Origin of the sequence: Vibrio sp. 10N.222.48.A3 (assembly GCF_041475345.1) — a bacterium.
In the GTDB taxonomy this organism is placed as follows: Bacteria; Pseudomonadota; Gammaproteobacteria; order Enterobacterales; family Vibrionaceae; genus Vibrio; species Vibrio tasmaniensis_A.
In genome coordinates, this window is record NZ_JBFRVX010001821.1 from 1 (window position 1) to 274 (window position 274).

At 50.4% G+C, this 274-nt stretch carries 1 protein-coding gene; it reads left to right on the forward strand.

The window, feature by feature from the left end; all coding sequences use genetic code 11:
• Window positions 1-274, forward strand: a 274-nt coding sequence (locus tag AB4653_RS29070; protein ID WP_372106106.1) for an aromatic amino acid lyase, incomplete at both ends; no start/stop codon positions are given.

Sequence of the window (274 nt, forward strand, 5' to 3'; positions counted from 1 at the left end):
GCCGATAACCTTGCACTAGCGATAGCTGAAATCGGTAGCTTGTCAGAACGTAGAATGGCGCTGCTGATTGATAGCGCACTAAGCAAACTTCCACCTTTCTTGGTCGATAACGGCGGCGTGAACTCTGGCTTTATGATTGCTCAGGTTACCTCTGCAGCATTGGCAAGTGAGAACAAAACCTTGGCTCATCCGGCGTCAATAGACAGCCTACCTACTTCTGCCAACCAAGAAGACCACGTATCAATGGCCACCTTTGCCGCGCGTAGGCTTAGAT